Source organism: Nitrobacter sp. Nb-311A (assembly GCF_000152905.1).
GTDB lineage: Bacteria > Pseudomonadota > Alphaproteobacteria > Rhizobiales > Xanthobacteraceae > Nitrobacter.
The window spans coordinates 1-24,571 of the sequence record NZ_CH672422.1; the positions used below are offsets into that span (position 1 = coordinate 1).

At 62.5% G+C, this 24,571-nt stretch carries 26 protein-coding genes and 1 pseudogene; 17 read left to right on the forward strand and 10 right to left on the reverse strand.

Annotated features, from left to right (window positions below; translation table 11 throughout):
- Positions 1–440: pseudogene (locus tag NB311A_RS23265) on the reverse strand (hypothetical protein); the annotation flags it as partial.
- A 35-nt stretch (positions 441–475) separates the two neighbouring features.
- Between NB311A_RS23265 and exbB the strand changes: the two are divergent.
- From exbB to NB311A_RS17985, 6 genes are all read left to right on the forward strand, one after another.
- Positions 476–1,174, forward strand: a complete 699-nt coding sequence (gene exbB, locus NB311A_RS23270; RefSeq protein ID WP_009796379.1) for a tonB-system energizer ExbB — start codon at positions 476–478, stop codon at positions 1,172–1,174.
- A 6-nt stretch (positions 1,175–1,180) separates the two neighbouring features.
- Positions 1,181–1,663, forward strand: a complete 483-nt coding sequence (gene exbD / locus NB311A_RS17970) for a TonB system transport protein ExbD (protein ID WP_009796378.1) — start codon at positions 1,181–1,183, stop codon at positions 1,661–1,663.
- Positions 1,660–2,214, forward strand: a complete 555-nt coding sequence (locus tag NB311A_RS17975) for a hypothetical protein (protein WP_009800088.1) — start codon at positions 1,660–1,662, stop codon at positions 2,212–2,214. The genes exbD and NB311A_RS17975 overlap by 4 nt, the downstream gene beginning before the upstream one ends.
- Positions 2,198–2,458: an energy transducer TonB gene (locus NB311A_RS22775; protein WP_245257031.1), complete on the forward strand. Its 261-nt coding sequence runs from the start codon at positions 2,198–2,200 to the stop codon at positions 2,456–2,458. The genes NB311A_RS17975 and NB311A_RS22775 overlap by 17 nt, the downstream gene beginning before the upstream one ends.
- A 14-nt stretch (positions 2,459–2,472) precedes the next feature.
- The gene (locus NB311A_RS17980) at positions 2,473–3,030 is read left to right on the forward strand and encodes an invasion associated locus B family protein (protein ID WP_245257032.1); all 558 of its coding nucleotides are present in this window, start codon (positions 2,473–2,475) and stop codon (positions 3,028–3,030) included.
- Positions 3,031–3,138: 108 nt separating this feature from the next.
- A complete protein-coding gene (locus NB311A_RS17985; RefSeq protein ID WP_009800091.1) occupies positions 3,139–3,636 on the forward strand; it encodes a hypothetical protein in 498 nt (165 codons plus the stop codon).
- 182 nt (positions 3,637–3,818) lie between these two features.
- On the opposite strand, the gene NB311A_RS17990 is transcribed toward NB311A_RS17985, so the two are convergent.
- Positions 3,819–4,382, reverse strand: a complete 564-nt coding sequence (locus tag NB311A_RS17990) for a nitroreductase (protein WP_009800092.1) — start codon at positions 4,380–4,382, stop codon at positions 3,819–3,821.
- Between the two features lie 146 nt (positions 4,383–4,528).
- Entirely contained in the window at positions 4,529–6,568 is a 2,040-nt protein-coding gene (gene thrS / locus NB311A_RS17995; RefSeq protein WP_009800093.1) for a threonine--tRNA ligase, read from the reverse strand.
- A 345-nt stretch (positions 6,569–6,913) separates the two neighbouring features.
- On the opposite strand from thrS, the gene NB311A_RS18000 reads away from it, so the two are divergent.
- The 3 genes from NB311A_RS18000 to NB311A_RS18010 all read left to right on the forward strand — a co-directional run bounded on the left by NB311A_RS18000 (position 6,914) and on the right by NB311A_RS18010 (position 9,220).
- Positions 6,914–7,276: an ArsC family reductase gene (locus tag NB311A_RS18000; RefSeq protein ID WP_009800094.1), complete on the forward strand. Its 363-nt coding sequence runs from the start codon at positions 6,914–6,916 to the stop codon at positions 7,274–7,276.
- 283 nt (positions 7,277–7,559) lie between these two features.
- Positions 7,560–8,204 (forward strand): DUF47 domain-containing protein, encoded by a 645-nt coding sequence (locus NB311A_RS18005; RefSeq protein WP_040675995.1) that lies wholly within the window; start codon positions 7,560–7,562, stop codon positions 8,202–8,204.
- A 14-nt stretch (positions 8,205–8,218) separates the two neighbouring features.
- Positions 8,219–9,220, forward strand: coding sequence for an inorganic phosphate transporter (locus NB311A_RS18010; protein WP_009800096.1), 1,002 nt, complete (start codon positions 8,219–8,221; stop codon positions 9,218–9,220).
- Here NB311A_RS18010 and sugE read toward each other — a convergent pair.
- Positions 9,213–9,527: a quaternary ammonium compound efflux SMR transporter SugE gene (gene sugE / locus NB311A_RS18015; RefSeq protein WP_009800097.1), complete on the reverse strand. Its 315-nt coding sequence runs from the start codon at positions 9,525–9,527 to the stop codon at positions 9,213–9,215. The genes NB311A_RS18010 and sugE overlap by 8 nt on opposite strands.
- A gap of 185 nt (positions 9,528–9,712) precedes the next feature.
- Between sugE and NB311A_RS18020 the strand changes: the two genes are divergently transcribed.
- Complete coding sequence (locus NB311A_RS18020) at positions 9,713–11,332, forward strand: peptide chain release factor 3 (protein WP_009800098.1); 1,620 nt, start codon at positions 9,713–9,715, stop codon at positions 11,330–11,332.
- 57 nt (positions 11,333–11,389) lie between these two features.
- On the opposite strand, the gene NB311A_RS18025 is transcribed toward NB311A_RS18020, so the two are convergent.
- Positions 11,390–11,686, reverse strand: a complete 297-nt coding sequence (locus NB311A_RS18025) for a hypothetical protein (RefSeq protein ID WP_245257033.1) — start codon at positions 11,684–11,686, stop codon at positions 11,390–11,392.
- A gap of 185 nt (positions 11,687–11,871) precedes the next feature.
- Between NB311A_RS18025 and NB311A_RS18030 the strand changes: the two genes are divergently transcribed.
- The 6 genes from NB311A_RS18030 (at position 11,872) to der (ending at position 18,020) form a co-directional block, all read left to right on the forward strand.
- Positions 11,872–12,456, forward strand: coding sequence for an NnrU family protein (locus NB311A_RS18030; protein ID WP_040675961.1), 585 nt, complete (start codon positions 11,872–11,874; stop codon positions 12,454–12,456).
- A 1-nt stretch (position 12,457) separates the two neighbouring features.
- On the forward strand, positions 12,458–13,282 hold the full coding sequence (gene panB / locus NB311A_RS18035) for a 3-methyl-2-oxobutanoate hydroxymethyltransferase (RefSeq protein WP_009800101.1): 825 nt from the start codon (positions 12,458–12,460) through the stop codon (positions 13,280–13,282).
- Between the two features lie 174 nt (positions 13,283–13,456).
- A complete protein-coding gene (locus tag NB311A_RS18040) occupies positions 13,457–15,265 on the forward strand; it encodes a di-heme-cytochrome C peroxidase (protein WP_040675964.1) in 1,809 nt (602 codons plus the stop codon).
- A gap of 107 nt (positions 15,266–15,372) precedes the next feature.
- Complete coding sequence (locus tag NB311A_RS18045; RefSeq protein ID WP_009800103.1) at positions 15,373–16,026, forward strand: tetratricopeptide repeat protein; 654 nt, start codon at positions 15,373–15,375, stop codon at positions 16,024–16,026.
- Positions 16,027–16,064: 38 nt separating this feature from the next.
- On the forward strand, positions 16,065–16,589 hold the full coding sequence (locus tag NB311A_RS18050; RefSeq protein WP_009800104.1) for a hypothetical protein: 525 nt from the start codon (positions 16,065–16,067) through the stop codon (positions 16,587–16,589).
- A 54-nt stretch (positions 16,590–16,643) separates the two neighbouring features.
- Positions 16,644–18,020: a ribosome biogenesis GTPase Der gene (gene der, locus NB311A_RS18055; RefSeq protein ID WP_009800105.1), complete on the forward strand. Its 1,377-nt coding sequence runs from the start codon at positions 16,644–16,646 to the stop codon at positions 18,018–18,020.
- A 361-nt stretch (positions 18,021–18,381) separates the two neighbouring features.
- Here the strand turns inward: der and NB311A_RS18065 are convergent, their stop codons facing one another.
- Complete coding sequence (locus tag NB311A_RS18065; RefSeq protein WP_009800107.1) at positions 18,382–19,125, reverse strand: SDR family NAD(P)-dependent oxidoreductase; 744 nt, start codon at positions 19,123–19,125, stop codon at positions 18,382–18,384.
- Between the two features lie 32 nt (positions 19,126–19,157).
- On the opposite strand from NB311A_RS18065, the gene NB311A_RS18070 reads away from it, so the two are divergent.
- Positions 19,158–19,343, forward strand: a complete 186-nt coding sequence (locus tag NB311A_RS18070) for a hypothetical protein (RefSeq protein ID WP_040675966.1) — start codon at positions 19,158–19,160, stop codon at positions 19,341–19,343.
- A 29-nt stretch (positions 19,344–19,372) separates the two neighbouring features.
- Here the strand turns inward: NB311A_RS18070 and purF are convergent, their stop codons facing one another.
- The 4 genes from purF to alr all read right to left on the reverse strand — a co-directional run bounded on the left by purF (position 19,373) and on the right by alr (position 24,497).
- On the reverse strand, positions 19,373–20,887 hold the full coding sequence (gene purF / locus NB311A_RS18075) for an amidophosphoribosyltransferase (RefSeq protein ID WP_009800109.1): 1,515 nt from the start codon (positions 20,885–20,887) through the stop codon (positions 19,373–19,375).
- A gap of 58 nt (positions 20,888–20,945) precedes the next feature.
- Complete coding sequence (locus tag NB311A_RS18080) at positions 20,946–21,575, reverse strand: CvpA family protein (RefSeq protein WP_009800110.1); 630 nt, start codon at positions 21,573–21,575, stop codon at positions 20,946–20,948.
- Positions 21,576–21,842: 267 nt separating this feature from the next.
- Positions 21,843–23,294 carry a DNA repair protein RadA gene (gene radA / locus NB311A_RS18085; protein ID WP_009800111.1) on the reverse strand — a complete coding sequence of 484 codons (1,452 nt, stop codon included), beginning with the start codon at positions 23,292–23,294 and terminating at the stop codon, positions 21,843–21,845.
- A gap of 9 nt (positions 23,295–23,303) precedes the next feature.
- Positions 23,304–24,497 (reverse strand): alanine racemase, encoded by a 1,194-nt coding sequence (alr, locus tag NB311A_RS18090; protein WP_009800112.1) that lies wholly within the window; start codon positions 24,495–24,497, stop codon positions 23,304–23,306.
- Positions 24,498–24,571 lie beyond the last annotated feature (74 nt).

Below are 24,571 nucleotides of genomic sequence, written 5' to 3' on the forward strand. Positions count from 1 at the left end.
GTTATGGGAACGCTGTTCGGTTTCATGCTGCGTTTCGGGGGCGCGGCTTGATCCTGTCGTCGCGCTCGCCGTTCTGGCGATTGCTGCGCCGGCGGCTGCGCAGCAGCATGGGAGCCATCCGGCTGCGGCATCACCGGCGCAGCCATCATCGTCGGTGCCGGCGTCTTCACAAGCAACGTCATCGCAGGCATCGACGCCGGCGCAGCCGTCCGCAAAGCCATCGTCCGCATCGCCGCCAACCTCGGTTGCGCCGGCGGTTCCGTCAGCGTCCGGCCCGGCTTCGGCGACATCGCCGCCTGCGGCTGAAGCTGCGTCCGGGGAAGCTTCGCCGTCGTCGCCGCCCTCATCGGATGCGGCTGCCGCCACGTCTTCGGATGCGGCCGCGCCTCTGGATCAGTCCGCTCCGGCGGCCGCGCCGTCGCCTGCGCCGAATGCTTCATCTTCCACGCTTCCGCAAGACCTGTCGCCGTGGGGGATGTTCATGCAGGCCGACATCATCGTGAAGGCGGTGATGATCGGTCTGGCGTTTGCATCCTTGGTGACGTGGACGATCTGGCTGGCGCGGGGCGTGGAGCTTGCGGCGTCGCGGCGGCGGGCGCAGAGCTGCCTGCGCAAGCTGGAGCGCGCCGGCACTCTGGCGGCGGCGCGCGCCGAGATCGCCGAGGGCTGGACCGGCAAGGGCCCGGTGTCGGATCTGATGGAGGCGGCGGAGAACGAATGCAGGCGTTCGAACGATCTGTCCTCCGAGGGCATCAAGGAGCGGCTGGCGATCGCGCTGTCGCGGATCGAGGCCAAGGCGGGGCGCGACATCGCCCGCGGCACCGGACTTCTGGCGACCATCGGGGCGACCGCGCCGTTCGTCGGGCTGTTCGGCACGGTGTGGGGCATCATGAACGCCTTCATCGGCATCTCCCATTCCAAGACCACCAATCTTGCGGTGGTGGCGCCGGGCATCGCCGAGGCGTTGCTTGCGACCGCGCTCGGGCTGGTCGCCGCGATCCCGGCGGTGATTATCTACAACGTGTTCGCGCGGGCGCTTTCCAGCTACCGGGCGCTGCTGTCGGACGCCTCCGGCGAGATCATTCAGCACATCTCGCGCGACCTCGAGCGCCAGGAGCGGGGGCTTGGCCCGTCCGTGGTGCCGCTGTCGCGCGGCCGCTCCGCCGCGGAGTGATGCGCCATGGGGGTATCGCTGAAGAACCCGCAGGACGGCGGCATCGACGAGCTGAGCGAAATCAACGTCACGCCGTTCATCGACGTGATGCTGGTGCTGCTGATCATCTTCATGGTGGCGGCGCCGTTGTCGACGGTGGACGTCGCGGTCGACCTGCCGGTGTCGAACGCGCAGCCGCAGCCGCGTCCCGACAAGCCGGTGTTTTTGACGGTGAAGCAGGACCTGGGGCTGGCGCTCGGCAATGAGGAGGTGCCGCGCAACGCGCTTCAGGCGACGCTGGACCAGCAGACCGGCAATGACCGCGAGCAGCGGGTGTTCCTGCGCGCCGACGGGACGGTGGCCTACAGCGAGCTGATGAAGGTGATGAACCTGTTGCGCGAGGCCGGCTATCTCAAGATCGCGCTGGTCGGGCTTGAGGACACCGGACAGGCGCAGGCGGGTGGCGTGGCCGCCGGTAGCAGCGTGCCGGCGGCGGCGTCGCAGCCATGAGGATCGACTGGCGCGATCCGGACGGGCGGCCCGAGGGCGCGGTGACGAGGGCCGCGGCGCTGCGCTGGACCGCGGCCGGGCTTGCGGTGGTCGCGCTGCATGCCGGCGGCATCTGGCTGGCGCTGCACTGGCCGGCGCAGGCGGAGGCGCCGGGCGATCCGCCGGCCGCGATCATGATGGAGCTGGCGCCGCTGGCGGTGGCGCCCGAGGCGCCGCAGCAGGACATCGCGCCGGGGCCGCAGATGGTGGAGGCCGAGGAGCAGCCTGACGAACCGGACAAGCCGGTCGAGGAAAAGCCCGATCCGACGCCGCCGGAGGTGAAGGAGGCCGAGGTCAAGCTGCCGGAAACCCCGAAGGTGGAGAAGGCGGAGGTGGTGCTGCCGGCCAAGGTCGAGCCCAAGCCGAAACCGAAGCCGAAGAAGAAAAAGCAGAAGAAGGCGCCGCGCACCACCGCGCCGCAGAGTTCGCAGGCGCAGCGCGCCGATCGTGCGGCCGCGCGGCCGCGGGCATGGCGTCGTCGATGTCGCCGGCCTCGTGGAAGGGCGCCTTGATGGCGCATCTCAACCGCCACAAGCGCTTCCCTCCGGCGCCGGCGCCGGCGTCGCCACCGTCGCGTTCACCATCGACCGCTCCGGCCGGGTGCTGTCGGCGCGCCTGGTGCGCTCCGCCGGAGATGGTATGCTCGATGCCGAGGCGGTGTCGCTGCCGCGCCGCGCCAGCCCCGTCCCGGCTCCACCCCCCAACATCGGCGGCGGCTCCATCACCCTCGCCGTCCCAATCAGGTTCAACAGATAATGTCAGAAAGTCTTATGCGAACACGCCTGCTCACCCTTGCCGCCGCGATCGCAATCGCAACCATGACCGCGGCCCAGGCCCAGAAACCGGCCGTGCAGCAGCCGGCCACATCAGCGGCAACGCTGCCCAACGGAGCCTCGTCGGTGAACGAAACCTTCGGCGACTGGACCGTCGATTGCCGGATCATCGAGCGGCGCAAGCAGTGCTTGTTGTCGCAGGCGCAGGGCAACAAGGAGACCGGCCGGCGGGTCTACGCCATCGAGCTGAACCCTCCCGCGGGGGGCAAGACCGAGGGCACCATCCTGATGCCGTTCGGGCTCAATCTCGATGCCGGCGCGGTGCTCAAGCTCGATGACAAGGACCTCGGCAAGGGACTGCGCTTCTCCACCTGCGTGCCGCAGGGCTGCCTGCTGCCCGTGAGCTTCCCGGCCGCGGCCACGGACGCCATGCGTAAAGGCAAGAAACTCGTGGTCGCCTCGCTCAATCTGTCCAACGGCGAAGCGGTTACGTTCAATGTGTCGCTCAACGGCTTCGGTCCTGCGCTGGCGCGCACGGGCGAACTCGCGAAATAGCGGCGTCAGAGAGAACCGATGGTCGGTAAAATCATGCTCAATCGAAAGACAGACCAGGATCAGTGCAACGCAGTTGAGTCAAACATCCACCATATCAGGAGATTGCCCATGCTGACGCTGGTTAAGGATGATCTCTCCGTCCAACAGGATTCGCAGCCGCCGGAACGACGGTCAAGATCGACGCCGCGCGAGAGCAACTATAACCGCCGCCGCTTCCTCGGCTGGCTGCGCGACGAGGTGGCGATCCTGCGCGCGCTCGGCATGGATCATCGCCGCATCGCCGCGCAACTCGACATCGAGGAGCACGACGTGCGGGCCTTCTGTCCGAAACCGAAGGTCCTGCGCCGTAATCTTTCCCGTCGCGCCATCGATGCGCTCCTCCATGGCCGCCACGCCTCGCTCGGCGGCAGGACCGTCGCCAGGCGCAGCCGCCATCTCGTCGAAATCGCCAGCGCCTACACCTGGGACGAACTCATGGCCGAGCCGGGGGTCGGATCCGTTACCGCAAACCAGATCCGGCTCTGGCTCGAGGAGCGGGGCAAGATACTCAAGAAATCGGAAACCGGTGATCGGCAGGCGCTTCGGAGTATCGGCAGGTCTGCCTGATCCAATATTTGTAAAACCTGTTGCCGCTATAAGACGCGAATGCTCGAAGCTTATCTTTCCACTATCGTATTTTCGAGCGACGCCTCTCTTCGGGCTTGCCCCGAAAATGGATGACCTGCTCGCGTAAAGAAACGCGTTAAATCAATCATAGAGCCCGGCTTCTGATTCAATCAGAAAAGTCTCTAGAATCGCGAGACGATATCCGACAGGGCTGGACGAGGCCGGTCCTTGCTGGGCGTGGTCGGGGTGCCGATATGGATAAAGCCCGCGAATCTTTCGTCCGGCTTTAACCCGAAGCCGTCGAGTACGTCGCGATCGTAGGCAAACCAACCGGTCAGCCAGTTAGCGCCGTAGCCAAGCGCGGCGGCGGCATTGACGATACTCATGGCGCTGGCGCCTGCCGACAGCACCTGCTCCCACGATGGCACTTTCGGGTGCGGCTTGATGCAACTCACCACGCCGATCACCAGCGGCGCGTCCATCAGCTGGCGCTTTTCGATTTCGATCTCTTCCTGCGGCGCGGACGGGTTTTTGCGTGCGTAGACACGAGCGATGACGTCGCCGGCGCGTGCGCGTCCGTCGCCTTCGAACACAATGAACCGCCACGGTGCGAGCTTGCCATGATCGGGCACGCGCGCGCCGATCGTGAGGATGGTCTCAATATCGGCAGACGAGGGACCGGGACCGCTCATCTCTCGCGGCTTGACCGAGCGGCGGGTACGCAGGAAATCGATAATATCGGACATAAGTGCTCTCGTTGAACTTGCCGCCGCCTGCTTGGCTTGTACAAGTGGCGACGCGATTGTGATCGATCGATTTGCGGGTAGGCGCGATGGACCGAGCTTGCTGGCGCGTAACTGAAATGTCCCTTCCTTCGTAATCCGAGCCGCTCCTACGCTATTTTTCCGCGTCTGATATCCGGCGGTATGGCTTCCTCCACGAGCGCGGCAATGGCCTCGCCGGTTGGCATCACCTTCTGGCCGTCGCTACCCAAACGGCGGATGGACACCGATTCGGTTTCGGCCTCCTTCTTGCCGACGACGAGCAAAGCAGGGATTTTCGCCAGCGAATGCTCGCGCACCTTGTAGTTGATCTTCTCGTTGCGCAAATCCAGTTCGACGCGAAGGCCGGCACGCCGCGCGGCGCTAGCGACCGCTTTGGCGTATTCATCGCCATCCGACGTGATGGTGGTGACGACCGCCTGCACCGGCGCGAGCCAGAGCGGAAAGTGGCCGGCAAAGTGCTCGATCAGGATGCCGATGAAACGTTCGATCGATCCGCAGATCGCGCGATGCACCATCACCGGCGCTTTCTTGCCGCCGTCCGCGTCGATGTAGAAGGCGCCGAACCGTTCCGGCAGATTGAAGTCCACTTGCGTTGTGCCGCATTGCCAGTCGCGGCCGATGGCGTCGCGCAAAACATACTCGAACTTGGGTCCGTAGAACGCACCCTCGCCGGGATTGATCTCGGTCTTGATGCGATTGTTCGATGCCGCGATGCGCTTGAGGACATCAGCCATCACCGCTTCGGCGTGGTCCCACGCCGCGTCCGAGCCCACCCGCTTTTCAGGACGTGTCGAGAGCTTCACCGTCAGCTCACCGTCGAAGCCGAAATCGGCATAGGTCGACAAGATCAGCTCGTTGATCTTGAGGCATTCGTCGGCGAGCTGCTCCTCGGTACAGAAAACATGTGCGTCGTCCTGGGTGAAGCCGCGCACGCGCATCAGGCCGTGCATTGCACCCGACGGCTCGTAGCGATGCACGACGCCGAATTCGGCGAGCCGCAGCGGCAGGTCGCGGTAGCTTTTAAGTCCGTGCTTGAAGAGCTGAACGTGGCCGGGACAGTTCATCGGCTTGATTGTGAACCATCGCTTGTCCTCGGCCTCGTCCCCAGCCGACTGCGCCGCGAACATGTTCTCGCGGTACCATTCCCAGTGGCCCGAAGTTTCCCACAGCGCCTTGTCGAGCATCTGCGGTGCATTGACCTCGTCATAATCTTCCGCGAGCCGCCGTCGCATATACGCGATCACGGCCTGGAAAATGGTCCAGCCCTTGGCGTGCCAGAACACCACGCCCGGACCTTCTTCCTGGAAGTGAAACAGGTCCAGTTCGCGGCCGAGCTTTCGGTGGTCACGCTTCTCGGCTTCCTCGATCTGCTTGAGATAGGCGTCAAGGTCCGCCTGGTTTGCAAAGGCGGTGCCGTAGATACGCGTCAGCATGGGGTTGTTGCTGTCGCCGCGCCAGTAAGCTCCAGCCACCTTCATCAGCTTGAATGCGTTGCCGATCTTGCCGGTGGAGGTCATGTGCGGTCCGCGGCAGAGATCGAACCAGTCGCCCTGGTAGTAGATCTTGATCGGTTCATTGCCCGGGATGGCGTCAACGAGTTCGACCTTGAAGGTCTCGCCCTTGTCGCGGAAGACCTGCTTGGTCTTCTCGCGATCCCAGACATCCTTGGTGAAAGGCTTGTCGCGCGCGATGATCTCGCGCATCTTCTTCTCGATCGCGGCGAAATCCTCGACCGAGAACGGCTCGTTGCGGAAGAAGTCGTAATAGAAGCCGTTCTCGATCACCGGGCCGATGGTGACCTGCGTGCCCGGCCACAACGTTTGCACGGCTTCCGCCAGCACATGCGCGGCGTCATGACGGATCAGTTCCAGTGCGCGCGGGTCGTCGCGACTGATGAATTCAATTCCGGCATCCCGTTCGATCGGGTCGGCAAGGTCGCTGACGACGCCGTCGAGCGCCATTGCGACAGTTCGCTTGGCTAGCGACGGCGAGATTCCCTTGGCGATTTCGGCGCCTGTGGTGCTTTTAGGGAACTCGCGTTGTGCGCCGTCGGGGAAGGTGAGGGTGATGTTGTCGGCGGGCGGGACGGGCTTCAGGTTAGCGAGGCCGTAGCGGAATCCCGATGCGGATTCGTTATCGTCAGACATCTCTTATTTCTCCTATGGCTCACTCCTGCGAACGAGCGCAGGTAAGCGGGATGCTGCGGTATAGCAGCCGATTTGCGGCATGCAACCGGTGAAAGCCGTAGCCGCCGGGTCATCCCGGAGGGAAAGCGGGTTTTGTCGCCGGTCAGCGCGCCCGATCATGGGCCGGAGGATGGTCGTCCGCCTCGTCCATCCGCGGAAGCCAGATCGCGCGCCGGGTCTCAGTCGGGCCCCCGGTTGCCAATCCGGCGGGACTCCTGAGTATCATGACCGCGGCAACAGTTTCGTCAGCACCGGAATCTCCTTATACATCCGCTTTACAATGCAGCAATCTCCGGAGCATTTGCGTTGACCAATACCATCTACGGCATCAAGAACTGCGATACCATGAAGAAGGCGCGCGCGTGGTTGGATGGCTACGGCATCGCTTATGACTTTCATGACTACAAAACCGCTGGCGTCGATCGCGCCCGCCTCAAGGGATGGGTTGCAAAACTCGGCTGGGAAGCATTGCTCAACCGCGCCGGCACCACGTTTCGCAAATTGCCGGAGGCGGACAAGTCGGGATTGACGGAAGCCCGCGCATTGGCGCTGATGATTGAACAGCCCTCGATGATCAAACGCCCGGTGCTTGAGGTAGGCGACAAGCTTCTCGTCGGCTTCAAGCCGGAGATCTATGAAAAAGAACTTCGGTTGCCGAAAACGAAGTGAAAGCGCTGCCTCGATTGATTTCGTCACGGCGCCCGTCTCAGTCGGTCACGGGAATCCGGCGCCCGATTTTCGTTGTCTGCATGGCCATCGTGGCATGTCATCGAAATTACTCATGATTTTCAAGCGACCGTTGTGAATCCGTCATCCCGGCGGAGGCCCCACAAACCGGTGGATGATCCCCTTGGTTGCGATGCTGATTGTCCACCCCCTGCCGGAAATGGTTTATGACATCCCCGCGGCCGGGACTGGCGGCCCGGTTCTTGTCTGCAAAGTGGATGCTGCGATGCTGCGTTTGTTCCGGTCCTTTCTGCCGAAAGAGGAGCGCTTTTTTCATCTGTTTGCCCGCCATTCGCAAACCGTCATGCAGGGGGCTGAAGCGCTTCAGGGAATGCTGAAGGGCGGGGAAGAAACGCCGTTTTTTTGCCAGCGGGTCAGCCAGCTTGAAAACGATGCCGACGGCATCACGCGCGAGGTGCTGACGGCGGTTCGGCGCACCTTCATCACGCCCTTCGACCGCGTCGACATCAAGAACCTGATCACATCGATGGACGACGCCATCGACCAGATGCAACAGACCGCGAAGGCGGTGGTGCTGTTCGAGGTGCGCAGCTTTGAGCCGCCGATGCGCGAGATCGGCACGCTGATCGTGGAATGCGCCAATCTGGTCCATCGCGCGCTGCCATTGCTGGAGTCGATCAGCAACAACGTCGCGATGCTGATGGCGATTACCGAGGAACTGGGCAAGCTGGAAGGCCGCGTCGATGATCTGCACGATATCGGCCTGAAAGAGCTTTTTCTGAAGCACCGCAACGCCAATGCCATGGACTTCATTGTCGGTGTCGAGATCTACGATCATCTGGAGAAGGTCGCCGACCGCTTCGATGACGTCGCCAACGAGATCAGTAGCATCGTCATCGAGCAGGTATAGGGCAGGGCCGCGCCGTGGACTCCATTGGTCTTTCGGTCCTTGTTGGCCTGATCGCCGTCGCGCTGCTGTTCGATTTCCTGAACGGACTGCACGACGCCGCGAATTCGATCGCGACCATCGTCTCCACCCGAGTGCTGCGACCGCAATACGCGGTGTTCTGGGCTGCCTTTTTCAACTTTACCGCCTTCCTGGTATTCGGCCTGCACGTCGCCAATACCATCGGCACCGGAATCATAGATCCGAACGTGATTGACGCACAGGTGATCTTCGCTGCGCTGGTTGGCGCCATTGTCTGGAACGTGGTCACCTGGGGACTCGGGATTCCGTCAAGCAGCTCGCACGCCTTGATCGGCGGGCTGGTCGGCGGCGGCATCGCCAAGGCCGGCCTCTCGGCGGCGGTCTGGAGCGGTCTGTCGAAGACTTTGCTGGCGATCGTATTGTCGCCGCTGGTTGGCTTTCTGCTGGCCCTCGTGCTGGTCGCCATCGTCTCCTGGCTGTCGGTACGCTCGACGCCGTTCGCGGTCGATCGCGCCTTCCGCATTTTGCAGTTTTTTTCGGCCTCGCTTTATTCGTTGGGCCATGGCGGTAATGACGCGCAAAAGACCATGGGCATCATTGCCGTGCTGCTGTTTTCGCAGGGCTATCTCGGCAGCGAATTCAGCGTGCCGTTTTGGGTGGTGCTCTCCTGTCAGGCCGCAATGGCGCTGGGGACCCTGATGGGCGGCTGGCGGATCGTGCGGACAATGGGTCTTCGCATCACAAAGCTGACGCCGATGCAGGGCTTTTGCGCGGAGACCGGCGGCGCGGCGACACTATTCATGGCGACGTTTCTCGGCGTCCCGGTATCGACGACCCACACCATCACCGGTTCCATCGTAGGTGTCGGCGCGGCGCGGCGGTTGTCTGCGGTGCGCTGGAACGTTGCAAGTTCTATCGTCTATGCATGGGTTATCACCATTCCCGCATCAGCGATCGTCGCCGCGCTGGCCTATTGGGCGGTGGCGCTCGTCAAGTAACGAGCTTTAGTCCGGCAATGCCGGCGACGATGAGACCGATGCAGGCGAGCCGCGCCATCGTGGCCGGATCGCCGAACAGCACGATGCCGAGGATCGCGGTTCCGACTGCGCCGATGCCGGTCCAGACTGCATAGGCAGTGCCGATCGGAAGTGTCTTGAGGGCCAGCCCGAGCAACCCCATGCTGATCGCCATGGCCGTCAATGTCAGCACCGATGGCACCAGTCGCGTGAGTCCTTCAGTGTATTTGAGCCCGATCGCCCAGCCAACTTCCATCAATCCGGCGAGAAAAAGAATGAACCAGGCCATATGGCCCTCCCAGATCGTGAAGGCAGGGCCGTCCCCGCGGGCGGTTGTGTGAGAATGCGGAAGGCCGTCCTTCCGCAGCCTTGATATGGGGCAGGCGGGACCCCCCGGCAAGCTCCCGGCGTCGCTTGAGGCGCGGCATGGAAACCCTCTTGATCCGACCGGCTTTCCCTGCCACACGCTCGCTGATGTCCGACCTCGCTCTACAGGATGAATCCACCTCGACCTCGCCATTGGCTGCCGAGGTCGCGCGCCGGCGCACCTTCGCGATTATCTCGCACCCGGACGCCGGCAAGACCACGCTGACGGAAAAGCTTCTGCTGTTCGGCGGCGCCATCAATCTCGCCGGACAGGTCAAGGCGAAGGGGGAGCGGCGCAATACCCGTTCCGACTGGATGAAGATCGAGCGCGACCGCGGCATCTCGGTGGTCACGTCGGTGATGACGTTCGAGTTCGAAAACCGGGTGTTCAATCTGCTGGATACGCCGGGTCACGAGGATTTTTCCGAGGATACCTACCGCACGCTGACCGCGGTGGATTCGGCGGTCATGGTGATCGATGCGGCCAAGGGCATCGAGGCGCGCACCCGAAAGCTTTTCGAGGTTTGCCGTCTGCGCGATATCCCGATCGTCACCTTCATCAACAAGATGGACCGGGAGAGCCGCGATACCTTCGAACTGCTCGACGAGATCGAGAAGACGCTGGCGCTCGATACCACGCCGATGACCTGGCCGGTCGGACGCGGTCGCGATTTTCTCGGCACCTACGATATCGCGACCGGCGGCATTCGTCTGCTCGAAGGCGGCGGCGCCAAGACTGGCGCGACCGAGCAGATCGATATCGCCGATCTCGCCGCGCGCAACGCCAATCTGAATGTCGATGAGATCAGGGATGAATTGGCGCTGGCAACCGAAGCCTGCAAACCGTTCGAGCTTGAGGCATTTCGGGAGGGGCATCTGACGCCAGTGTATTTCGGATCGGCGCTGCGTAATTTCGGCGTCGGCGATCTTCTGGAGGGACTCGGAAAATTCGCGCCTCCGCCTCGCGCGCAGGAGTCCAACCTGCGCAAGGTCGAGGCCGATGAACCACGCATGACCGCCTTCGTGTTCAAGATCCAGGCGAACATGGACCCCAATCATCGTGACCGCATCGCTTTCGCGCGCCTGTGCTCTGGCAAGCTCACGCGCGGCATGAAGGCGAAGCTGGTGCGGACCGGCAAGCCGATGCCTCTGTCGTCGCCGCAGTTCTTCTTTGCGCAGGATCGCGCCATCGCGGACGAGGCATTCGCCGGCGACGTGGTCGGCATTCCCAATCACGGCACCTTGCGGATCGGCGATACCCTGACCGAGGGCGAGGATGTCACCTTTGTCGGAGTGCCATCGTTCGCACCGGAAATCGTGCGCCGGGTCAGGCTTACGGATGCGATGAAAGCGAAGAAGCTGAAGGAGGCCCTGCAGCAGATGTCGGAGGAGGGCGTCGTGCAGGTCTTCCGCCCGCGCGACGGCGCGCCGGCGCTGGTCGGCGTCGTCGGTATGTTGCAGCTTGACGTGTTGAAAGCACGCCTCGATGCCGAATATTCGCTGCCGGTGGATTTCGAAGTTTGCGAGTTCCAGCTTGCGCGCTGGATTTCATCCGACGACCGCAAGAAGCTCGATGCCTTCATCGCGGCCAACGGCTCCGGCGTTGCGGACGACGTCGACGGCGACCCGGTATTTCTGGCCAAGAATGAATTCTATCTTGGCTACACACGAGAGCGCGCCGAAGGCATCGTTTTTTCGAGTGTCAAGGACGTGAAGAAGAAGCTGTAATCCCGCCGCGAAAAAACGGCCGGTGCGTGACCGGCCGTTTTCTGAAAAAGTGCAGGGTTAGCGCATTGGGCCGCCCGGGCGTGGGGCGCCGTTGATGCCTGCGGGCGGTGGCGCATTCATCGATCCGGAGGCGCCAGCATCGACGTTGCCCCGCCCTGGAGCGGCGCCGACCGTGCCTTTCGCCGATCCTTTCGGATGAACTTTCTGGGTGCGCGCCGACCCGGACGCTCTCGTGTTGCCATGGACGCTGTCGTTCTGCTGGGTCTGGCCGTAAGGCGAGGGCTGCTGCGCCTGGGCTCCCCCAATTCCGAAGGCCGTGACTGCGGCGGCGGCGACGAGAAGTCGGACGTTCATTTGCGTATGCTCCATCAGGTTGGTGGAGCGGCGATAACTGCGCTCGAACTCCCACGTTCCTCGACATTCAAGGTGATTGCTGGGTGTTGTTGCGACAAAAACGTGTTTGCCTCTGTTATTGCGCCGTGTTGCCTGAAACTCCTCAAGAATGGTAATCGAAGGCCCCGTGCTCACAGGAGGATGCGATGGGACTAATGGTGATGATTGCTGGCCTTGTTATGTCCCTCGGTGTGCATCTCGTCGCGACACGACGTGGCTTCCGCGCGCGGTTGATCTCATCCTATGGAGAAGGGCCGTACAAGATCGGGTTTTCTCTGATATCGGCGGTCGGTGTCGCGCTGACCCTCTGGGGATTTCTGAGCTATCGCGCCACCGGGATGATCGACGTCTGGCATCCGCCGCGCGTGATGAAACACATCGCCGAAGCGCTGATCCTGCCCTCCATCATTCTCGTGGTCGCATCGTACGTCCGCGGCCGCATCTACGCGAAGCTGAAGCATCCGATGCTGGCGGGGATAAAGCTGTGGGCGACGGCGCATCTGCTCGCCAACGGCGACCTCGGCTCGATCATCCTGTTCGGATCGATCCTGGCGTGGGCGGTTATCGATCGCATCTCGCTTAAGCACCGCTCGGATCCGGGCGGCCCGCCAATTCCGGTTGGCGGGGTTCGCAACGATGTCATCGCGGTTGTCATCGGTGTCGTCGTCTATATTGCGCTCGGGGCGCTATTTCATCCTTTCGTCCTCGGCGTTCCCGTTTTCGGAGCGTAGCATGTCAATCCAGTCGGCCATCAGGCGCAGGACAGCACCCGATATTCGCGCCCGCAAGAACGGCGATCCGATCGTGATGCTGACCTCGTATCATGCGCATACCGCGGCGCTGGTCGACCGCCACTGCGACGTCATCCTGGTCGGCGACAGTCTGGGCAACGTGATGCACGGTTTCGAGACCACCGTGCCGGTCACGCTCGAGATGATGATCCTGCAGGGCCGCGCGGTGATGCGGGGGTCGCAACATGCATTGGTCGTGGTGGACATGCCGTTCGGTTCCTACGAGGCTTCGAAGGAACAGGCGTTTCATTCCGCCGCGCGCCTTCTCAAGGAGACGCTTTGCGGCGCGGTGAAGCTCGAAGGCGGCGTGAAGATGGCGGAGACCATTGCGTTTCTTTCCGAGCGCGGAATTCCCGTGATGGGGCATGTCGGCTTGACGCCGCAATCGATCAACACGCTCGGCTCGTTTCGCGCGCAGGGGCGCGAGGAAGGGACATGGCAGCCGATCGAGGATGATGCGCGCGCCGTGGCGGAAGCCGGCGCGTTCTCGATGGTGATCGAAGCGGTCGCGGAGCCCCTGGCGCGCAGGATCACGGAAACAGTGGCGATCCCGACGATCGGCATCGGGGCCAGTCCCGCCTGCGATGGTCAGGTGCTGGTGCTGGAGGACATGCTCGGCCTGTCGCCGCGCGCGCCGAAATTCGTCCGGCGCTACGGCGAACTCGGCCCCATGATCGAGGCCGCGATCGAAGGCTATGCGCGCGACGTGCGCAGCCGCGCCTTTCCTGGCCCGGAATACGTTTATGCGATGAAGCAGAAAAGCTAGATCGGGAGTCCCCCGGTTCGATTTCGTCATCAACTTTATGATCGCTTAACTAGAATTTTCTCGCTATCTCAACTCTTGCGAGAACACGTTATCCGTGCGAAGAACGTTCGCCGCTCGCCAGCGGCGCGTTAACAACAACACGACAGCCACAATGGCTGTGCGCTCGGAGCACAGATGCGAATCCTTATTCTGGCCTTCGTCCTCCTGAATTTTTCAGTCGTCACATCATCCTTTGCTGATGAGTCTGGTCCGGTATTCGTTGACCAGGGTCCAGCTTGGGATATGTCCAGCCGAACCGATTTCTACACACGCGATCAAGGTTCGCGCCTCATTCCATTGGCCTGGCTCAAGGCGCTCAAACAAGCTGACGGTGCTCCATTTCTCTCCGGCCGATTGGCGAAATACGGCTACTTGCCGGCTCTCGATGCTTCGAACGAACTCCCGGTAGGTTTTTACGCGTCCGGTCCGACCGGCGCAAAGGTCGTCGGGATGACCTGCTCCGCCTGTCACACCCGCCAGATCAAGGTCGCAGACCGGCAGTACCGTATCGATGGAGGACCGGCTCTCGTCGATTTCCAATCGTTTCTGAGTGATCTTGATAAAGCGGTTGCGAGGGCAACGTCCGACGATGCCGCATTCAACACATTCGCGGCATCTGTTCTCCAGACGGCCAAGCCCGATAGCGATAAAGTTGCTGCGCTGCGGAGCGACGTCGACGCATGGTACGTTCGCTATCACACCATTATTGATCGATCTCTTCCGAACCCTGCATGGGGGTTGGGACGTCTCGATGCAGTGGGCATGATCTTCAATCGCGTGACCGGGTTGGGCATCGGCCCGGAGCCGACATTTTTGATTCCGGAGAACATTCACAGGGCCGATGCGCCGGTCCGTTATCCTTTCCTCTGGAACGCGCCCAAACAGGACAAGACGCAGTGGCCGGGCTTCGCCGATAACGGGAGCGATATCCTCGGGCTGGCCCGGAATGTCGGCGAGGTGATGGGCGTGTTCGGCAATTTCCAGCCGACGCGCGACGGCCTGTTCATCGACTTCCTGAACAACAACTCGGTGAATTTCGACGGGCTGGAAAAACTTGAGGACCTTGCAAAGAAGATCGGGCCGCCGAAATGGCCATGGTCTATCGACACCGCGCTCGCGGCCAAGGGCAAGGCGGTCTTTGAACGGTCGGCTGCTGACGGCGGATGCCAGGAATGCCATGGCCAGAAAGCCGGCAAGGAGCGCTTCCCCTTTCAAAAGACCTGGGCAACACCAATTCAGAACGTCGGGACGGACACGCGTGAGTACGATATCCTGGGATGGACGGCTAAATCGGGTGTGCTGAAAGGCGCCTACATTCCGTTCGCGACCAAGCCTCTGAAAGAAACCGACCTCGCATTCAACATTCTGTCGACATCGGTGATCGGCACGATCGGAGAGCATGTCCTGAGCTTGTCGAAAGGCGCCTCTCCACGCGCTCTTGGCGCCTCTGTTCAGTCCGAGGCCGCGCCGGGCGCACCCCAGCCCGTCGACGCCACGCGTCTCCCTGCCGTCTTGCAGGACTTGCCGGGTGCATTCAGGTTTCCCGACGCCGCGGCAACTCCTGAAACCCGTCTTCGACTGGACATGGGTGCGGGAAAATCGAACGCCGATGTTGCAACCCCCGCACCTCCAAAGGGCGCGTATGAATCGCGGGTTCTTTACGGCATCTGGGCGGCTGCTCCGTATCTGCACAATGGTTCGGTCGCGAGTCTTGCCGAGTTGCTCAAGCCTGCAAGCCAGCGGCAGCAGCGTTTTGCGATCGGTCCCGACTATGACGTGAATAACATCGGCATTGCCGCCAGCCAGACCCAGGCCGGCAACGTTCGCGAAACGACCGGTTGCGACGATCTGAACTCCGGCAACAGCCGTTGCGGCCACGAGTTCGGGACCAGTCTGCCGGACACCGACAAGAAAGCTCTTCTCGAATATCTGAAAACGCTTTAGCCGACCGGACTCGCTTTTGCCTTGTGGGTGCCATAACGCTAGGATATCGCGGTCGCCATTGGTGGGGAGCGCGGCGGCGCCGTGGCTTGCGGGACGGGAAATAATAAGTGACTGAGCTATTTAGTGAAATAGATGATGAGCTGCGGCGCGAACAGGTCCAGAAGTTTTGGAGTCGCTATTGGGCGCTAATCGTTGCCGCCGTCATTCTCGTGATTGCCGCCGTCGGCGGCTGGCGCGGATACCAGTATCTCCAGACCCAGAAGGCCGCCGAGGCCAGTTCAACCTTTGAAGCAGCGGCTGCGCTGGCCGCTCAAAACAAGCATGCCGAAGCGGAAGCGGCCTTCACCAAACTGGCGGAGACCGCGCCATCCGGATATCGTACTCTGTCGCGGCTTCGCGCCGCTGCCGAAGCCGCCAGGCACGACACCAATGCTGCGGTGAAACTTTATGATGCGATCGCCAGCGACAGTGGGCTCAGCAGCGCCGAGCGTGATCTTGCGCGGGTGAGCGCCGCCAGATTGCTGGTGGATACCGAGACCTACAATAACATGCTGCCGCGGCTCGAGCCGGCAACCGCACCCGAAGCGACTTACCGCCATACCGCGCGCGAACTTCTGGCGCTATCCGCCTGGAGCAACGGCGACACCACGGCTGCGCGGAAGTGGCTCGACATGATCAGCGAGGACGGCCAGACGCCGTCCAGCCTGCGCCGCCGCGCCGAAGCCCTGCAGGCTTTGCTGCCGCCGGTTGCGAAGAACTGAGCGGATGTGTCGAACTCAAGCTTGAACGAGAACCGTCGATGCGCTGCTCGCAACGCCTGATGACTTTCGCTGTTCTGATTTCGTTGTGCGGCGTGCTGGCCGGTTGCGGCGGTGGCGGCTTTAGCAATTGGGATCCGACCGATTTGCTCGGTTTCCTCGATACGAAGAAGAAGATTAAGGGCAACCGTCAGCCGGTTTTTCCCGAGGGTGTTCCGGGCATCGAGCAGGGGGTGCCGAAGGATCTCTACAAGAGCAACGCCGAGCCTCAGCAAGCTCAGGAACCTGTCGCGGCGCCGTCGCCGGATGAGTCGGGGCGGGCGCGACGATCAGGCAAAGTGGACGGCTCCGAGGATGCCGAAGCCTCTGCCGCTGATGCCGGCACGGCCGCTGCCGCGCCGCGTAAGCCCAAGCGTTTCGTTCATCGCCGCGCCACGTCTTTGCCAAAGGAAGAACCTTCCTCAAGGCAGCAGGCTACGCCGCCGCCACCGCCTGCCGCGCAACAGTCCGAGCCGGCGGCGTCGCCGTTCCCGGCGCCGCTGCCCAGCGGCAGCTTCGCGCGCTGACAGCTGTATCGGCGCTGGTGAAACACTGGTATTGAGACGCCGCGCGGAGCGTCGATGTCCTTCACCATTGCCATCATAGGCCGACCCAATGTCGGCAAATCGACCCTGTTCAACCGTCTGGTCGGGCAGAGACTGGCGCTCGTCGATGACGAGCCGGGTGTGACGCGCGATCGCCGCGAAGGACAGGCCCGGCTTGGCGATCTCGATTTCACGGTGATCGACACCGCCGGTCTCGACGAGGGGCCGCGGGGCTCGCTGACGGCCCGCATGCAGGAGCAGACCGAGACCGCGATTGCAGCCGCCGATGCCCTGATGTTCGTATTCGATGCGCGCGCCGGCCTGACGCCGACCGATCGCTCGTTCGCCGATTTCGCGCGCCGCGCCGACAAGCCGGTCGTTCTCGTCGCCAACAAGAGCGAGGGCAGGCATGGGGATGCCGGCGCGCTGGAATCCTATGCGCTGGGACTCGGCGATCCGATCGGCGTGTCCGCGGAGCACGGCGAAGGTATGGGCGATCTCTATGATGCATTGCGCGCCGTGATGCCGGAGCCGGCCGAAGAAGCCGACGCTGACGACAGCATCGAGTCCGGCGAGGATGTGTCGCGGCGGCCGATCCGTGTTGCGATCGTCGGGCGTCCCAATGCCGGGAAATCAACGGTCATCAATTATCTGCTCAATGAGGACCGGCTGTTGACCAGTCCGGAAGCCGGAACGACGCGAGACTCCATTTCGGTCGAACTGGACTGGCACGGGCGCGATTTCCGCATCTTCGATACCGCCGGATTGCGGCGCAGGTCGCGGATCGAGGAGAAGCTCGAGAAGTTGTCGGTGGCGGATACGTTGCGCGCCGTCAGGTTCGCCGAAGTCGTTGTCTTGATGATGGATGCGCAGAACAGGTTCGAGGAGCAGGACCTCCGCATCGCCGACCTTATCGAGCGTGAGGGCCGCGCCCTCGTCATCGCCGTTAATAAATGGGACTTGATGCAGGGCGGATCGGCGCGGATCGCATCACTGCGAAATGATGCCGATCACTGGCTGCCGCAGGTCAAGGGAGCGCCCGTCGTCGCGCTCTCAGGTCTGACCGGCGAGGGGGTCGGTGGCCTGATGACCGCGATCCAAGCTGCCTATGCCGTCTGGAACCGTCGTGTGCCAACGGCGGCGCTCAATCGCTGGTTTCAGCAGGCAATTGCAGCCAGCCCGCCGCCTGCGGTGTCGGGGCGGCGGCTGAAGCTCAACTATGCAACTCAGACCAAGGCGCGGCCGCCGAGTTTCGTGGTGTTCTGTTCGCGAGCGGACGCCGTTCCGGAATCTTATTTGCGCTATCTGGTCAACAGCTTGCGCGAGACCTTTGATCTGCCGGGCACCCCAATTCGCATCACGCTCCGCGAAAAAGCTAATCCATTCGCTCACAAGCGCAAGCGCAAGTCATAGCGCGCGGCGCAGCCGTGGATGTGCAGCCGTGGATGTGCAGCCGTGGGATCGATGTCGGGTGATCGGAACCGCTGAACCAAATGCTGCCGGTCAGCGGCTGCGAGGAGGCTGCGCTCGCTGCAGAAGATGCGCTCTGTAATTCTCCAACAAATCGGCGGCCAAATCGGCCGGAGTTCGACGATCGTTGTCGCCATTTTCGCGGGATGGCGAACTCTTGAGGGTAAAGGCGCGTATCAGTTCTACAATGGCTTGCATCGGCAACTCTCCTGACCCGATCGAACCATCCATCTCCCGGGAAGTTCCCCCGCATTTTTGTGAGTCGGCATCCCTAAACGGTTAACGCGCCGGCTGATCCCGTTCCTTAAGCTGACAGCGAGCCGAAGCTCACCACTCTGCGGCTGATGTAGTCGAATAGCTGTCCAGTCTCGCCCCAGGAGGGAAGGCACATCGGGACCATGAATTCGGCAATCTGTTCAGGCGTGTCCAGCGTATTCGGGTCTTCGCCCGGAAACACGATCGCGCGCATGCGGGTCCGGACCGGCCCAGGATCGAACAGGTTGACCCGGATCCGGGTCGTGGCGGTTTCGTTCGCCCAGCATCGCACCAGCGTATCCAGCGCGGCCTTCGAGGCCGCATACGGACCGCGATAGGCGTTGGCGCTGCCGGCGGCGCTGGAGGTGACAAATACCGCGCGTCCGGCATCCGATTGCTGCAGCAATGGCTCCATGCAGCGGATCAATTGAAAATTCGCGGTGACGTTGACCGCTATCACGTCCTGCCATGGCTTCAACTCGATGTGCCCGAGCGGCGAGGATGGGCCCGCGATGCCGGCATTGCCGACGAGAATATCGAGCTTGCCGTGGCGTTCGTTCAATGCGGCGCCTAGCCGTGCGATTCCCTCGAAGTCGGTGAGATTAAGCGGCACCAGCGTCGCGCTGCCGCCGTCCTTGCGGATGTCGTCGTCAAGTTCTTCGAGTCCGCCTTGCGTGCGAGCCACGGCGATCACATGCGCACCGGCTTTTGCAAGCGCGCGCGCGGTGGCATAGCCGATGCCACGCGAGGCGCCGCTGACGAGCGCTATGCGGGAGGCGAGCGGTTTTGTCATGGCGGGTGTATTTCGTGCTAGGGATGACGCGGATGGAGGTTCTGCGTCTTATGCCCGAATTATCTGGCGAGGCCAAAGGCAAATGGCGGCCCATGGTGACCGGCGATCTGCCGCTGCGGGTTTTTGGGAGTCCGCTCGACGAGATCGGCGGCGTCACGCTGACGCGAAAGCTGCATGACTACAGTGAAGCTGCGGTATTCATGGTCCGGCAGCTTTGACCGCAATCACTTGGCGGCGGCGTCTCCGGTCAACTAGCTTCCGCGAGCAGCGACAATTGGTGCGGTTGTGGTTCGACGTCGGTATGGTCGGTAAGATTGGTCGGATAGGCGCCTGTGAAGCAGTGGTCGGAATACTTTGGGTTCGCCGGATCGCGTCCGGGTTCGCCCATGGCGCGGTACATGCCGTCGATGGAAAGAAAGGCCAAGGAATCCGCGCCGATCATGTCTCGCATCTGCTCGAGGCTGTGGGTCGCCGCCAATAGTCCGTTCCGGTCGGGAAGGTCGATGCCGTAGTAATCAGGATGGATGATCGGCGGTGAGGCCAGGCGGAAATGCACCTCCGTAGCCCCGGCATCACGCATCATGCGGACGATTTTTCTCGAAGTCGTGCCGCGCACCAGCGAGTCGTCGATCAGGATGATGCGTTTGCCGGCGATCGCAGCCTGGTTGGCCGAATGCTTCATCCGGACGCCAAGTTCGCGGACGCTTTGGGCCGGCTGGATGAAGGTGCGGCCGACATAGTGGTTTCTGATGATTCCGAGTTCGTATGGCACCCCGGAGAATTGGCTGTAGCCCAGGGCGGCGGGCACGCCGGAATCGGGAACCGGCACCACGACATCGACTTCGGCGTGACTTTCGCGGGCCAGTTGCGCGCCGAACGCTTTGCGAACTTCGTAGACCGAGCGGCCGCCGACGATCGAATCCGGCCGTGAAAAATAGATGTATTCGAAGATGCACGGTCTTGGCGGCAGCGGCGGAAACGGCTTGTGGATTTCGGTCTGAATGGTGCCGTCGATACGATGAAACACGACGACTTCGCCGGGTTCGATGTCACGGACATATTTAGCGCCGATGATGTCGAGCGCGCAGGTTTCCGAGGCAAGGATTGGGCAACCATCGAGTTCGCCCAGCACGAGCGGACGGATGCCCCGCGGATCACGCGCTCCGACCAGCTTCTTGTTAGTTAGCGACACCAGCGCATAAGCGCCTTCGAGAGCCCGGAGCGCTTCAATATAACGCTCAATGAATCGGCCGCGTCTCGACTGTGCGACCAGATGAAGAATGGCCTCGGTGTCGGTGGTCGATTGCATCAAGGCGCCGCAGCCGACCAGTTCGCGGCGCAGCGTCAATCCGTTGGTGAGGTTGCCGTTGTGGGCGACGGCAAAACCGCCGGCATGGAGTTCAGCAAACAGCGGCTGCACATTGCGGAGGATGGTGCCCCCGGTGGTGGAATAACGGGTGTGACCGACGGCGGCGCTGCCCGGAAGACGTTCGATCACTTCGCGGCGGGAGAAGGCGTCACCGACAAGTCCGAGCCGGCGTTCGGAGTGAAAACGGTGGCCATCGAAGGTCACGATGCCGGCCGCTTCCTGGCCGCGATGCTGCAGTGCGTGAAGGCCTAGCGCGGTGATCGCTGCGGCTTCCGGATGGCCGAAGATGCCGAACACGCCGCATTTCTCGCGGAGCATATCGCCGTCGAGATCGAAATCAGTCTCGGGAGGGTGTGAGGAAGCGTCGCTGGAAAGGCTCTGCTGACAGTCCATTGCGCCTCGCTTTTCGGTCGGACCTGAGTAAGCCGTGAAGGTCAAGTCCGCGCCCCAACTACTGTTCCGCCGGTTTGCCGTCGATCAGCTTTTGCAGGCTGTCTCGGGCGGGTTTGGAGTAGCCGTCGGAGCCGGGGGATGCAGATTCCGCATCCGGCTGCTCTTCTTCGGGCTTATTCTTCTTGAGCCTGTTTAAAATGGTGTTCTCGGGATCGTCCGGCAAGAGCGACTGTAGCCAGGCGCCGGTGGAATTGAGCACCGTGAGCGATTTCGCCCCTGTGACCCAATCGGGCCGCTGCTTGTCCGGAACCAGCCAGGCGAAGAACAGGAAGGCAACGACGACGATCAGCAGACCCCGCGCCAGTCCGAACAGGAAACCAAGAGTGCGGTCGAGCGCGCCGATTCTGGAATCGAGAACCATGTCGGAAATGCGTGTCGTGATGAGCGAAATCACGATCAGGGTGCCGATGAAAACGCCGCCGATCACGGCCGCGGCGGCGAGCGTTTCGCTATTGATATAGGTCTTGGCGAACGGCAGGAGCTTTTGGAACGAATAGAGCGTGGCCAGCGCGGCGATGCCCCATGAGGCTATCGACAGGATTTCGCGCATGAAGCCGCGAATCATCGCCAGCAGGCCCGAAATCAGCATCACGGCGAGCAGAACGAGGTCGAGGATGGTTATCGGCATCGGCTGGTCAGGTCCGCTCGTAAAATCTCAAACCACGAATCGTTGTTCAATCGCTAGTCTGGCAGACGATCATACGGCACGTCCGGCCAGAGTCCGTTTCAACTGGTTGAATCAGACTCGTCGCTTATCTTTATTGTTTGAGCATGATCTTTTCCGAAAACCGGTTTCCACTTTTCGGGATCATGCTCTAGGACATTTTCGCATAACTGTCATTGGCCTTGCGGCCGCCGGATGTATAGCGGCGGCAGGCCGCGAGGTCACGCCGCTTTAGCCATCTTGACGACGGATTCGGCCGGGTGTGGCATTTTTCTCCGTGTCGGCGCGTTTGCCGGGGCGGCCTTGTCCGCGCGCGGCGATATCCGCCACCAGCGTGGTCAATCCGGCGACGGTATCAAGAGAGAGGCCAGCATCGCCGCCGATCTCTCCACGAGCCGATTCCGGCAGCACGGCACGTCCGAATCCGAGCTTGGCGGCTTCCTTGAGCCTCGCCGGGGTTTGCGCCACCGGCCTGACCGCGCCGGATAGCGAAATCTCGCCGAAATAGACCGCGTCGGTCGGAAGTTGGGCGTTTGTCAGCGAAGACACAAGCGCTGCGGCCGCGGCAAGATCGCCGGCCGGTTCGTTGATCCGCAGACCGCCCGCGACATTGAAATAAACGTCGTGCCCCGAAAGCTTGACCCCGCAGTGAGCTTCGAGAACCGCCAACACCATGGACAGCCGGCTTGAATCCCAGCCGACGACAGCACGCCGCGGTGTGCCGAGCGAGGTCGGCGCTACCAGCGCCTGTAATTCCACCAGCACTGGTCTGGTGCCCTCGATGCCTGCGAAGACCGCCGTGCCCGGACTGCCCAGATCGCGTTCCGACAGAAACAGTTCAGACGGATTGGAAACTTCGCGCAAGCCGAGCCCCGTCATCTCGAAGACGCCGATCTCGTCGGTGGGGCCGAACCGGTTCTTCACCGCGCGCAGAATGCGAAACTGTTGGGAGCCTTCACCTTCGAACGACAACACGGCGTCGACCATGTGCTCGACCACCCGGGGGCCAGCGATCTGGCCGTCCTTGGTGACATGGCCCACCAGAATCAGCGCGGCCCCGGATTTTTTAGCGAAACGAATCAGCGCCTGCGCGGAGGCGCGCACCTGGGTTACGGTTCCCGGCGCGGATTCCACCGTGTCGGTCCACATGGTCTGGATCGAGTCGATCACCACGAGGCGCGGTACCGCGCCATCGGATAGGGTGGCGACGATATCCTCAACCGAGGTTTCCGCCGCCAGTTGCACCGGCGCGTCGGCAAGCCCGAGGCGTTCGGCGCGCAATCGCACCTGCGCGACCGCTTCCTCGCCGGAGATATAGACCGCGCGATGGCCGGCGCGCGCCAGCAGGCTGGTCGCTTGCGTGAGCAAGGTCGATTTGCCGATTCCCGGATCGCCGCCGACCAGCAGCACCGAGCCGCGCACAAAGCCACCACCGGTCACGCGATCCAGTTCGGCCATGCCGGAGGAGAGGCGCGGCGCGTCCTGCGTCTTGCCGGTCAGCGTTTCCAGCGTGAACAACCGGCCCTTGCGCTTGGAGCGGATGCTGACCGGCATCGTCGTCGCGCCGGTGATGTCCTCCTCGGCCAGCGTATTCCATTCGCCGCAGGCGTCGCACTTGCCCTGCCAGCGGTTATAGGCCGCGCCGCAGTTCTGGCAGACGAAGGAGAGCGCGGATTTGGCCATTGATCGGCGTCAGGTTCGAGGCTCGGCCGGGCCGCCCTTGTAGATTCGGTAGTAGCGGCGCCCCAGGCTGGTCAGCACCTCGTAACCGATGGTGCCGAAATGGTGCGCAAGTTCGTCCACGGTGATGCCTTCGCCGATCAGTGTCGCCAGATGACCGCGCCGCACCCCCCCAGGGGAAGGGAGATCAGTGATGTCGACAGCCAACAGGTCCATGGAAATCCGGCCCGCCACCGGGCATCGCGTTCCGGCGACAACGATGTTGGCTCCGCGCGTGCCATCATTGCTGCCGCCGGCACGGAAATATCCGTCGGCGTATCCCGCCGAGACCACGGCAAGCCGGGTCGGCCGACGCGCGGTCCACGTCGCGCCGTAGCCGACGCTTTCACCTTTATCGATCGAGCGGGTCTGCACGATCCGGGCTTTCAACTCCACCACCGGCTGCATCGGATTGGCGGCTTCCGGCGTGGGGTTGACGCCATAGAGCGCGGCGCCCGGACGCACGAGGTCAAATTGATATTGCGGCCCGAGAAAAATGCCGGACGAATTCGCCAGCGAAGCCGGAACCCCGGAAAACAGCCTGGCGATCTCTCGGAACGCCGCGACCTGTCTGGCATTGAGAGGATGATTGAGGCTTTCCGCGCACGCTAGATGGCTCATCACCAGCGTGATGCCATGATCGCCTGCCTCGATCCTTGGAAGGATGCCTTGCGCTTCATCGGGGGTGAGACCCAGGCGGTTCATGCCGGTGTCGATGTGGATGGCTGCGCCGCCCGCCCAGCCGGTGCGGCGGCAAAACACGTCCCATTCTGCAAGTTCGTTGATGTCGCCGATCACGGGCCGGCAATTGATTGTCGCGAAAGCGTCACCGCAATTCTGGAAGAAGCCGTCCAGCACGTAGATGTCGGCGGCGGAAGCGGCCGCGCGGACCACGCGGGCCTCATCGAGCGTGGCCACGAAAAAGGTTTTGCATCCGGCGGCGCTCAGCGCGCGCACCACGGGCCGGGAGCCGCAGCCGTAAGCGTCAGCCTTGACCACTCCCGCACACTCGGCGGGTACGGCGGCCTTTTCCAGCTTGCGCCAGTTGGCGACGATGGCGTCGAGATCAACGGTGAGGGTGCCGATTGCCGCGGCTTGCGCAACAGTCGCTTCGGCATCGGCCGGCACGCTATTGGAGGCCATTTTGGAATCGGGCACGAGATTCATGCCGCATGGTACGCTCGGCTGCACGGCGGTTCAACCGCGCCAGCGGTATGCTTGGAAAGGCTGTAAATCGAACC

Coding starts and splice junctions, on each gene's coding strand:
- exbB (WP_009796379.1), top strand. CDS start 476: ATGTTCATGCAGGCCGACATCATCGTGAAGGCGGTGATGATCGGTCTG.
- exbD (WP_009796378.1), top strand. CDS start 1,181: ATGGGGGTATCGCTGAAGAACCCGCAGGACGGCGGCATCGACGAGCTG.
- NB311A_RS17975 (WP_009800088.1), top strand. CDS start 1,660: ATGAGGATCGACTGGCGCGATCCGGACGGGCGGCCCGAGGGCGCGGTG.
- NB311A_RS17980 (WP_245257032.1), top strand. CDS start 2,473: ATGCGAACACGCCTGCTCACCCTTGCCGCCGCGATCGCAATCGCAACC.
- NB311A_RS17985 (WP_009800091.1), top strand. CDS start 3,139: ATGCTGACGCTGGTTAAGGATGATCTCTCCGTCCAACAGGATTCGCAG.
- NB311A_RS17990 (WP_009800092.1), bottom strand. CDS start 4,382: ATGTCCGATATTATCGATTTCCTGCGTACCCGCCGCTCGGTCAAGCCG.
- thrS (WP_009800093.1), bottom strand. CDS start 6,568: ATGTCTGACGATAACGAATCCGCATCGGGATTCCGCTACGGCCTCGCT.
- NB311A_RS18005 (WP_040675995.1), top strand. CDS start 7,560: ATGCTGCGTTTGTTCCGGTCCTTTCTGCCGAAAGAGGAGCGCTTTTTT.
- sugE (WP_009800097.1), bottom strand. CDS start 9,527: ATGGCCTGGTTCATTCTTTTTCTCGCCGGATTGATGGAAGTTGGCTGG.
- NB311A_RS18020 (WP_009800098.1), top strand. CDS start 9,713: ATGTCCGACCTCGCTCTACAGGATGAATCCACCTCGACCTCGCCATTG.
- NB311A_RS18025 (WP_245257033.1), bottom strand. CDS start 11,686: ATGAACGTCCGACTTCTCGTCGCCGCCGCCGCAGTCACGGCCTTCGGA.
- NB311A_RS18030 (WP_040675961.1), top strand. CDS start 11,872: ATGGGACTAATGGTGATGATTGCTGGCCTTGTTATGTCCCTCGGTGTG.
- panB (WP_009800101.1), top strand. CDS start 12,458: ATGTCAATCCAGTCGGCCATCAGGCGCAGGACAGCACCCGATATTCGC.
- NB311A_RS18040 (WP_040675964.1), top strand. CDS start 13,457: ATGCGAATCCTTATTCTGGCCTTCGTCCTCCTGAATTTTTCAGTCGTC.
- NB311A_RS18050 (WP_009800104.1), top strand. CDS start 16,065: ATGCGCTGCTCGCAACGCCTGATGACTTTCGCTGTTCTGATTTCGTTG.
- der (WP_009800105.1), top strand. CDS start 16,644: ATGTCCTTCACCATTGCCATCATAGGCCGACCCAATGTCGGCAAATCG.
- NB311A_RS18065 (WP_009800107.1), bottom strand. CDS start 19,125: ATGACAAAACCGCTCGCCTCCCGCATAGCGCTCGTCAGCGGCGCCTCG.
- NB311A_RS18070 (WP_040675966.1), top strand. CDS start 19,158: ATGGAGGTTCTGCGTCTTATGCCCGAATTATCTGGCGAGGCCAAAGGC.
- purF (WP_009800109.1), bottom strand. CDS start 20,887: ATGGACTGTCAGCAGAGCCTTTCCAGCGACGCTTCCTCACACCCTCCC.
- NB311A_RS18080 (WP_009800110.1), bottom strand. CDS start 21,575: ATGCCGATAACCATCCTCGACCTCGTTCTGCTCGCCGTGATGCTGATT.
- radA (WP_009800111.1), bottom strand. CDS start 23,294: ATGGCCAAATCCGCGCTCTCCTTCGTCTGCCAGAACTGCGGCGCGGCC.
- alr (WP_009800112.1), bottom strand. CDS start 24,497: ATGAATCTCGTGCCCGATTCCAAAATGGCCTCCAATAGCGTGCCGGCC.